This window comes from Psychrobacter sp. DAB_AL32B (assembly GCF_002224105.1).
Lineage (GTDB): Bacteria > Pseudomonadota > Gammaproteobacteria > Pseudomonadales > Moraxellaceae > Psychrobacter.
The window spans coordinates 45,341-55,855 of the sequence record NZ_NEXU01000057.1; the positions used below are offsets into that span (position 1 = coordinate 45,341).

A 10,515-nucleotide genomic window follows, 5' to 3' on the forward strand; every position below is an offset into this window, starting at 1 on the left:
AAAAGCAAGCTTCATCATTATTATTTTATTCCTCCCTTAACCAAGGATTGTCATGACTATCTCTCAAAACCCAACGTTCGATACCTTTAAAGGTTTATTTAACGAAGCTGAATTCGTTTATCGCCATCTTGGCTCTAATGAAACCAAGCAAGCGGATTTACTTAGTGCTGTTGGTTATAAAGATATGGCAAGCTTTATCAATGATACTGTCCCTGAGCCAGTACGTATGCATAAAGCATTAGATTTACCACTTGCCATGAGTGAGCACGCTGCTCTCGCCAAATTGCGCAAGATGGCAGACGGTATTACCGTTAATAAAAGCTATATTGGTCAGGGGTATTCGCCTGTGCGCATGCCAGCCGTTATTCAGCGTAACGTGTTAGAAAATCCAGGCTGGTACACAGCTTATACGCCTTATCAAGCTGAAATTGCCCAAGGTCGTCTAGAAGCATTGCTTAACTTCCAACAAGTTTGTATCGATTTGACAGGCCTTGAGCTTGCTGGTGCGTCATTACTTGATGAAGCAACGGCTGCTGCAGAAGCTATGGCCATGTCAAAACGTATGAGCAAAAGCAAATCAAACCAATTCTTTGTTGATGAGCGCATTTATCCACAAACGCTAGACGTTGTTAATACTCGCGCCAAATACTTTGGTTTTGACGTTGTCGTTGGTGATTTCGAGCTAGCTAAGTCTGGTGATTATTTTGGTGCATTATTCCAATATGTTGGCGTCGAGGGTGATGTTAAAGATTTAACCGACGTTATCGCGGCAGTGAAAGAAAAGAAAACCTATACCTCAGTTGTCAGCGACATCATGAGTTTAGTATTGTTAAAATCACCTGCTGATATGGGTGCAGACGTAGCACTTGGTAGCACCCAGCGCTTTGGTATTCCAATGGGCTTTGGTGGTCCACATGCTGCTTACTTTGCCTTCTCCGATAAAGCAAAACGTTCAGCACCTGGTCGTATCATTGGCGTATCAAAAGACGCTCAAGGCAATACCGCTCTACGTATGGCGCTACAAACTCGTGAGCAACATATCCGCCGCGAAAAAGCCAACTCAAACATCTGCACCTCACAAGTATTACTTGCTAACTTAGCGGGTATGTATGCTGTGTATCATGGTCCAACTGGCGTTAAGCGTATTGCTACCCGTATTCATGCATTTGCTACTGCTTTTGCTGACGTGATTAAAAATGCAAATGGTGACAATAAGTTAAGCGTAGTTCATGACCAATTCTTTGATACCGTGGTTGTTGATTGTGGTTCAGAGCAGCTTGCGACGCAAATCTTTGAAAATGCGGATAATGTTGGCTATAACTTATGGCGTCTTGGCAATAATAAACTGGGCGTTGCTTTTAGTGAAACCAGTGACCAAGAAGACTTTAGCGTCCTAACCCAGTTATTTGTTAGCAAAGCGCATGATTTACCAGAAGCGGCTACTGTTTCATTAGATGCTGCGCATTTACGTACCGATGATATCCTAAGCCATCCAGTATTTAACTCGCATCATACCGAGCATGAAATGCTACGTTATTTAAAATCTTTAGAAGATAAAGATTTAGCGATGAACCGTAGTATGATTGCCCTTGGTAGCTGTACCATGAAACTGAATGCGACCAGTGAGATGTTACCGATTACTTGGCCTGAGTTTGCAAACGTGCATCCTTTCGCACCAGTAGATCAAGTCACTGGTTATGTGGCGATGATTGACAGCTTGCAAGAACAACTTAAAGCCATCACAGGTTTTGATGAAATCTCTATGCAGCCAAACTCTGGTGCCTCTGGTGAATACGCTGGTATCCTTGCGATCCGTCGTTATCATGAGTCGTTGGGTGAAATGAATCGTGATATCTGCCTGATTCCGCAATCTGCACACGGTACTAACCCTGCAACCGCCATCATGATGGGTATGAAAGTGGTCGTGGTCAAAACTGATGACAATGGTAACGTTGACATTGCTGACCTAACCGCTAAATGTAAAGAGCACAGCGACAATCTAGGTGCCTTGATGATTACCTATCCATCGACGCACGGTGTATTTGAAGAAGGTATCCGTGATATTTGTGACCTTATTCATAACCATGGTGGTCAGGTCTATATGGATGGTGCCAACATGAACGCACAGGTCGCTATCATGCAACCAGCGGAAGTGGGTGCTGATGTATTGCACATGAACTTGCACAAAACCTTCTGTATTCCTCATGGCGGCGGTGGCCCAGGTATGGGTCCTATCGGTATGCAAGCGCATTTGGCACCGTTTATTGCCAACCATAAGATTATCCCTGTACATAATGCGCAAAATGATTGCTCAGCAGTATCAGCTGCCCCTTATGGTTCAGCGAGCATTTTGCCAATCTCTTGGATGTATATTACCATGATGGGCCGTGATGGCTTGTTAGCAGCGACCAATCTTGCATTGTTAAACGCTAACTATGTTGCTGATCAGCTTAAAGGTGACTACCCTATCTTGTACGCTGGCAAAAACGGCCGTGTAGCGCACGAATGTATCATCGATATTCGCCCATTAAAAGACGAAACCGGCATCAGTGAAAGTGATATTGCCAAACGCTTAATGGATTATGGCTTCCACGCCCCAACTATGAGCTTCCCAGTATCAGGCACCTTGATGATTGAGCCTACTGAGTCTGAATCAAAAGAAGAATTGGATCGCTTTATTAATGCACTGAAATCTATCAAAGCTGAAGCGATGAAAGCCAAAGCTGGCGAAGATGGTTGGACATTAGAGGACAACCCATTAGTCAATGCACCACATACCGCCGCTGTGATTACTGGCAGCGACTGGTCACATCCGTATAGCCGTGATGTAGCCGCATTCCCATTACCTTATGTACGCGAACATAAATTCTGGCCAAGCGTTGGTCGTATTGATGACGCTTACGGTGATAAGAACTTAATGTGCTCTTGCCCAAGTATTGAAAACTACATGTAGTTTCCAATAACAGACTTCTCAGTAAATTGTCTGTTATGAAACTTAAAAAACCTCCAAGTCAGCTACTGACTTGGAGGTTTTTATTTGGTCTGTTTATTGTTCAGTCATATATTATTTATGTACTTTCAATATTGAAAGCTGTCATAAAAGCTTAATATACTTAGAATATAAGCTAATTTATTTAAGTAAAAACCTTTTCTTGGAAAATACTATGCAGCAAAAAAACCGCACTATTCTTATTCACGGCTTACATCAAACCGCATGGATTATGCGTCCACTCGCTAAACGCCTACAAGCGCAAGGGCTTGACACTCATCAATATGGCTATCGTAGTATGCGCGATGGCATTCAAACCAATAGTGATCGTCTTAATAAATGGCTTAAGCAACATCATCATCCTGACCAACCCATAAATCTAGTCGGGCATAGTTTAGGCGGTCTTATCATTCGTGATTTTGTTTATCATTATCCGCAGTGGCAGATCGGACGCTGCGTGACGCTTGGTACACCGCATATTGGCAGTATATGCGCCGATTATATTTGGCGACTGACACCTGCTATAGTAGGAAAATCGTATGTGGACGCTTTGGATGGTACCGTTGCGCCATTACCTGAGCATATTACCTTGGGTATCATTGCTGGCAATCGCCCCTACGGTTTAGGGCAAGTATTTTTGCAGTATCATAATCGCAAACTGCGTAAAGCTGGTAATCCACTGCTCGATGAACATTTTGTCCATGATGGCACAGTATATTTGAAAGAGACAAAACTTGAAGCTGCTACAGACCATTTAATCATGCCGGTATCGCATACCGGCATGTTGGTCGATAATGACGTCGCTAAGCAGACAGGATATTTTTTACAGCATGGGCAATTTAAACGTTAGTAAATACCAATAAAGATTAAACATTAATTCCCATACCTTGTTGTAGCTCTTTTTTATGCGCTTCAATCACTGGAATCAATGTTTGCGTTACCCATTTATTACGCCAGCCTTTTAAGCCTTGTGGTAATGCTGCTAGCCCTTGCTCAAAGGCGATAACTTCGTACAATTGTCCTAGCCATTTTTTACGCATCAATACGCTAGCGGGTACACCGATTTTCTCTGCTTGGTTATCTATTGCTTCTTGCACCGCTTTTGATAGCACTTTATTTTTAGAACGATAAGGGGGCAGTAGGCAAGGTGGATGCTCAACAGGCGCAAGCATTTTTGCGTCCTTAATCACCTTCATTAACTCTTCACCATATAGGCGCAGCATACTACGGTGCATGGTCGTTTTGTGCACAAGCTCACGCATATTACTTGGATTTTCAGTGATAATCTCACGTACCGCTTGTTTTTTAATCACAAAAGTACGCGGTTGATTGGTCGCACGTGCAAGCTCCTCACGCCATGTCGCAACTGCTTGTAATACCGCCATTTGTTGTGAGGTATAGCGATAATCAGCCATGGTCAGATACATGGCCTCATCTTCTACATGCTGTGCTTTATATAAATCATGGGCGTATAGCTGACAGTCCGCCCACACATAATCGTATAAATTCTGTTTTTTTAGCTCATATTCAAGGCTCAAATATAACGCTGGCAAAAAGCGTACATCATCAATCGCATACTGCTCTTGCTCATCTGATAGCGGACGCTGTAGCCAGTCTGACTGACTTTGTTCTTTATCGATATGCATATCCAATTGCTCATCAAGCGCCTGCTGATAGCCCATTTGCAATTGTCCCGTCAAATAAGATAAGGCAATTTGGGTATCAAAAATATTGGTCAACGGCGGGCAGCCAGACAATAGGTAAAAAATACCCAAATCCTCACCGCAAGCATGCCAAATAGCCACATCCACTTTAATTAGGGCTTGCCACAACTCATCTAGCTGTAGCTGCGGCGCATCTAATAGATAAATATGGTCGCCAACGTTAAGCTGTACCAATGCCAAGCGCGGATAATAAGTATCACGCTTGATAAACTCAGTATCTAATGCTACCCGCCCGCAAGTGGCTAATGCCTCAATCACTTCATTCAATTGGCTTTGCTGACGCACCCAAGTGATAGCAACCTCATCAGCGATATCCAACAGCGCATCGATATCTGGTTCTAGTGGCAACTCTGCTGACTCTACATCAGTATTGTCAGATTGCTTTGATAAGTCATCAGTAACAGCAGAAAGTTGGTCTTGAAGGTTTGAATCGGTTAAAGCGTTGTTGGACACGGGCAGATACCTGCATTGATGAGAGAAAATAAAACGCTAAAACGCGTCTTAATAAAATTAAAGGAGAAAACAATAATAAAGCCATTATAACAATATCATAAAATAAAATGGGCAAGCATTCGATTTTATAAAAATGCTATATAGATAATACGATGATAGATACTATGGTAGATACTATGATGTTATACAGATACTATAAAAAAGAGCGATTTTGCATGGCTTGACCAAGCGTCATACTATCAAGGTATTCAAGCTCGCCGCCCATCGGCACCCCTTGCGCCAGACGTGTCACCTTATTAACATGACGGCTGACCGCTTCACTGATAAAGTGTGCTGTAGTCTGACCTTCAACCGTAGTACCGGTTGCTAATATTATTTCTTCTACCGGCTCTTGCTTCACCCGCCAAACCAGCTGCTCAATATTTAAATCGTCGGCGCTAATACCATCAATCGGTGACAGATGACCACCCAAGACAAAATAACGGCCACGATAGCCTGCCGTCTGCTCAATCGCCATGACATCAGCAGCGGTTTCGACCACACATAATAGGTTGTCATCACGTCTTGGATCTTGGCATAAAGGACAAATCGCCTCATCACTAAAGCTATGACAGCGCTGACATTCAACAATATCACGCATTGCCTCATCAAGCGCTTGAGCAAGCGCCAAACCTTGTGGACGTTTTTTGGTGAGTAAGTGTAGCGCCATACGTTGGGCGCTTTTTTGACCCACACCCGGCAAAATACGCAGCTGTTTGACCAGCTGATCAAATTTGGCTGTCAGCAAAGTGTTTTCCTTTATTTAGAAACCATAGCTATGAAAATGGGGTCGTATCGTGTCGATAACAACCCCATTTCTCACGTTTATATGACACATTCATATAGTCAGATGACATTCAGATAACATATAGCCAAGTGATTAAAAAACAATCTGTATATCAATACCAACCATTAAAGATTTAGAACATACCTTGCATACCTGGTGGTAGACCCATACCTGAGGTAGCACCAGCCATCGTTTCTTCATATAGCTCATCTGCTTGACGGACGGCATCATTGATAGCCGCTGCAATCAAATCTTCGATCATATCTGGCTCATCTTCAAGCAAACTTGGATCGATGGTCAAACGCTTGACCACATGACGACCAGTCATGGTCACTTTTACCAGACCACTACCCGATTCTGCATGAACTTCTTTATTGGCCAGCTCTTTTTTAGCATTCTCAACGTTTGCTTCGACTTTCTTTTGCATCGTTTGTGCTTGTTGCATTAATGCTTGAATATTCATAGTTGCCTCTTTGTTTTGTAACAATAAATAATTGATATTGTCATGAGTTAAAATAAAACACTAACAGCGATTATACCGTTATCTTTACAAACTGTCTAAACCACGCGCCAAATCTTTGATGATATCTTCGACATCTTCTAGACCAACTGACAGACGGATAAGACCATCTTTAACGCCAGCTTCCACTCGTGCTTCAGGCGTCAGACGGAAATGAGTGGTGGTCGCCGGATGAGTAATGGTGGTTTTGGCATCACCTAAATTGTTGGTGATAGAGACCATTTGCGTTGAATCAATCACATGCCAAGCAGCAGCTTTTGGATCAAGTTTATCGGTAGCTTTAACTTCAAAGCCCATGATCGCGCCGTAGCCATCTTTCATATGATGCTGGCGTTTGGTCAATTCATGTGAGGGATGATCGCTCAAACCTGAGAAATGCACAATACTAACATTGGGATGATTGACTAAAAAATCAGCTACCTGATTGGCATTGGCACAATGCGCCTGCATGCGCAACTTAAGCGTCTCAAGCCCTTTGGTAAACACCCATGCATTAAATGGACTCATGCTGATACCGCCTGAACGTATCACGGTAAAGGCTTCTTGCATTAGTTTGTCACTGCCGACCAGCGCGCCGCCCAACACTCGACCTTGTCCATCTAAGTATTTGGTCGCAGAATGAATCACCACATCAGCACCCAAATCGAGTGGACGTTGCAATGCAGGTGTCGCAAAACAGTTATCAACCACCAATAGTATGTCATTGGCTTTACATAGTTGACTTAAATAACCGATATCACAAATCTGCGCCAATGGATTACTTGGGCTTTCGCAATAAATAACCTTGGTATTTGGTTGAACAGCCTTTGACCATGCGTCATTGTCGAAGCAGTCAACGTAACTGACTTCAACGCCGAACTTAGCCATATAGTTATTAAACAGACCAATAGATGAGCCAAATAATTGATTGGCAGCCAGTAGATGATCGCCAGCTTTTAAATACGCCAAGCACATGGTCAAAATCGCACCCATACCCGAAGCCGTGGCAACCGCGCGCTCACCGTTTTCAAGCGCTGCTAAACGACGTTCAAAGGTACGCACACTTGGATTGGTATGGCGCGAGTAGACGTTGCCAGTTTTTGTGCCATCAAAATGGGCAGCAGCATCAGCTGCTGAGTGATAGACGTAAGAGCTGGTGGTAAATATAGCTTCTGAGTGTTCGCCCTCATCGGTACGATGCTGTCCTGCACGCACAGCAATGGTTTGCATGCCATAATCGAGTTTTAAATTTAGCGCATCATCGCGCCAGTTTGGATCTAATGTATTCAAATTGCTTTCACTATCCACTTGCGACTGACTCATAATTTTTCCATTGCACTGGTTATTATTAAAAATACGGCTTATTGTTGATTATAAACATCATTTATTCGCGTTATCATATCATGTCAACTTATTCCAAACAGCTGGTTTCAGATACTCACTACATATTATTTTTGAATAGCGATCGACCTGTTGATTAAGACGATATGAAAGAAATCACGAAGGCTACATCTAACAAAAACAACGTATTTATAATAGGCACAGCTGCCGACAACTGATAAACTTAGCGGCCATTTAAAATCTACCTTGGGCTGATATTATCCTATGCCTCATAATCAGTGTTGTCATTAGTATTGTCATCTGCAAAACCCGTCACAAAGCTCACGCACGTTTTTCGGCAAATTTTTATTATATTAAGGTTCACTAAGGTAACTTATTTATGTCGATGTTCACTATAGAACCAAGCAACTTATCGTTGAGTCTGACACTCGGCCTGACTTTATGTCTTAGTGGATGCCAAATTCTACCAAAGCAGCCGCATTTACCTGAGAGCCAAGCACTATCGGCACGTGTTGAAGCGTTATACCAACAAGACAATAAAAAATCAGATAGGGTTCAAATAAAGCGTTTGGATAACGGTACGAGTATTACCAACTCAAACACGGATAGTATTGATTTGGTTGCGGCCATCAGTGAACAAAACGACATTCACCCCGATTTGTCAGGCTACCATCCGATCGTAACCGGCGCCAACGCTTTTGCCTCACGCAGTATTTTGACCGGCATGGCCACACGCAATATCGATGCGCAATATTATATTTGGCATGATGATCAGGCGGGTCAGCTGATGCTAAAAGACTTATGGGATGCTGCTGAGCGCGGGGTCATTGTTCGTCTATTACTGGATGATTTTAATAATAACGCTAAGTTCGATCAGCATTTATTACGTTTTTCCAGTCACCCCAATATCGCCGTACGTATCATCAATCCATTGATGTATCGTAAATTTCAGACCTTAAACTATCTGACAGGCCTACCTCGTATCAATAGACGCATGCACAATAAAAGCATGATTTTTGATAAGCAAATCACCATCATTGGTGGGCGTAATATTGGCGATGAATACCTTAGCAACGATAAAAATAGTCAGTTTGCTGATTTGGATGTTTTACTGATCGGTAAAGTGGTGGCAGATATAGACAATAGTTTTGCCGACTACTGGTCGGCGCCGATATCATTTGATATCGAAACCTTAGCCAAACTCGATAAAGGGGAAACAACTGACTTCTTAGAAGGATTAGATAAGTTAAGAGCAGATGAGAAAAACAACAACAAAAGCAGCTTAGCGATTTATAAGACTGCGATTGATGACTCTTCTATTGATACAGATTTAATCAATAAGCGTGTGCCCTTCCGCTGGACGGATATGCAGTTTTTAAGTGATGATGTGGGTAAATTGACTAAAACGGTGCCAGCAGACACCAATTTGGTTCATCAACTACGCACTCTATTAGGTAGCCCATCAAAAAAACTGACCATTATATCCTCTTACTTTGTACCGACCAAAGACGGTGTCAATACGCTGGTAGAATTAGCCGAATCTGGTATCGATATCAAAATTTTAACCAATTCATTTGATGCAACCGATGTCACGGCTGTACATTCTGGTTATAGCCAATGGCGTCCTAGCTTACTGCGCGCTGGGGTCAAAATCTATGAGCTAAAAGCGACCGCTGGTGAAGAAAAACGCGAAAACAAACTCTGGAAAGCACGCAGTCAATCATCAACCAGCCTACATGCCAAGGCTTTTGCGGTAGATGATTATCAAGTATTCATTGGTTCCTATAATGTTGACCCTCGCTCCGCTAATATCAATACTGAGATGGGGGTGATTATCAATGATGATCAACTTGCCACCCAGTTACATGATGCGTTGAGCGTCGACTTATTAAGCCAAGCTTATGAGGTTAAATTACAAGATAATGGCAATTTACAGTGGCATACCATTGAAGATGATAAAAAAGTGATTTACGATTCAGAACCGCGCGTCGATGTGAGCGACCATGTTTGGCTTACTATCATGTCATGGTTACCGATCGATTGGCTGTTATAATAGTCTTAACTTTATCTGATAAGCTTTAAATCAATATCTGATAAGCTTTAAATCAATATCTGATGATATTTAAATCAATAACACGCACTTGAATGCTCTTAATTTAAGTGCTTACTTTTCAAACCTCTCAGCTCAATAACTTTTATTTTTTCGGCAAATCATTATTTATTGATACTGATTTGTCGTTTTTTATTATAGCTGGTTATCTATATAATGACCTTTTTAACCAATACTCTCATATGTGGATGCGCGACCTATTATGCCCTCTCGTTCTGAATATGCACTAATGTCCTCTAAAGACAGAAATACAGTACTGTTTATCTGCTTCAGCGGCGCAATCGCGTTCTTTGATTTTTTGATTTACTTATACCTCGCAGATATTATTGCTGCCTCTTTTTTCCCTGCTATTACCGATCCTGCTACTATAAAAATACAGGGGCTTGTACTGTTTGCCACTGGTTATTTGGCGCGCCCACTTGGCGGTGTCATCTTTGGTCGTTATGGTGATATCAAAGGTCGCAAACCCATGCTATTAATCAGTATTTTGGTTACTGCTGGCAGTGTATTAGCCATGGCTTGCTTGCCTACTTATGCACAACTGGGATTTATTTCTCCGGCTTTATTTCTTAT

General features: G+C 42.3%; 7 protein-coding genes and 1 pseudogene. 4 read left to right on the forward strand and 4 right to left on the reverse strand.

The window, feature by feature from the left end; genetic code table 11:
- Nucleotides 1-52: 52 nt before the first annotated feature.
- Nucleotides 53-2,953 (forward strand): aminomethyl-transferring glycine dehydrogenase, encoded by a 2,901-nt coding sequence (gcvP, locus tag CAN34_RS06670; protein WP_089554989.1) that lies wholly within the window; start codon nt 53-55, stop codon nt 2,951-2,953.
- A 211-nt stretch (nt 2,954-3,164) separates the two neighbouring features.
- On the forward strand, nt 3,165-3,839 hold the full coding sequence (locus CAN34_RS06675) for a triacylglycerol lipase (protein WP_089554990.1): 675 nt from the start codon (nt 3,165-3,167) through the stop codon (nt 3,837-3,839).
- 16 nt (nt 3,840-3,855) lie between these two features.
- Here the strand turns inward: CAN34_RS06675 and CAN34_RS06680 are convergent, their stop codons facing one another.
- The 4 genes from CAN34_RS06680 to CAN34_RS06695 form a co-directional block, all read right to left on the reverse strand.
- Entirely contained in the window at nt 3,856-5,166 is a 1,311-nt protein-coding gene (locus CAN34_RS06680; RefSeq protein WP_089554991.1) for an HRDC domain-containing protein, read from the reverse strand.
- A gap of 193 nt (nt 5,167-5,359) precedes the next feature.
- Complete coding sequence (recR, locus tag CAN34_RS06685) at nt 5,360-5,953, reverse strand: recombination mediator RecR (protein WP_079691317.1); 594 nt, start codon at nt 5,951-5,953, stop codon at nt 5,360-5,362.
- A 172-nt stretch (nt 5,954-6,125) separates the two neighbouring features.
- Complete coding sequence (locus CAN34_RS06690; protein ID WP_079691316.1) at nt 6,126-6,455, reverse strand: YbaB/EbfC family nucleoid-associated protein; 330 nt, start codon at nt 6,453-6,455, stop codon at nt 6,126-6,128.
- Between the two features lie 84 nt (nt 6,456-6,539).
- On the reverse strand, nt 6,540-7,814 hold the full coding sequence (locus CAN34_RS06695; protein WP_089554992.1) for an O-succinylhomoserine sulfhydrylase: 1,275 nt from the start codon (nt 7,812-7,814) through the stop codon (nt 6,540-6,542).
- Between the two features lie 397 nt (nt 7,815-8,211).
- Here CAN34_RS06695 and CAN34_RS06700 point away from each other — a divergent pair, with 397 nt between their 5' ends.
- Nucleotides 8,212-9,885 carry a phospholipase D family protein gene (locus CAN34_RS06700; protein ID WP_089554993.1) on the forward strand — a complete coding sequence of 558 codons (1,674 nt, stop codon included), beginning with the start codon at nt 8,212-8,214 and terminating at the stop codon, nt 9,883-9,885.
- 259 nt (nt 9,886-10,144) lie between these two features.
- Nucleotides 10,145-10,515, forward strand: a pseudogene (locus CAN34_RS06705) (MHS family MFS transporter); the annotation flags it as partial.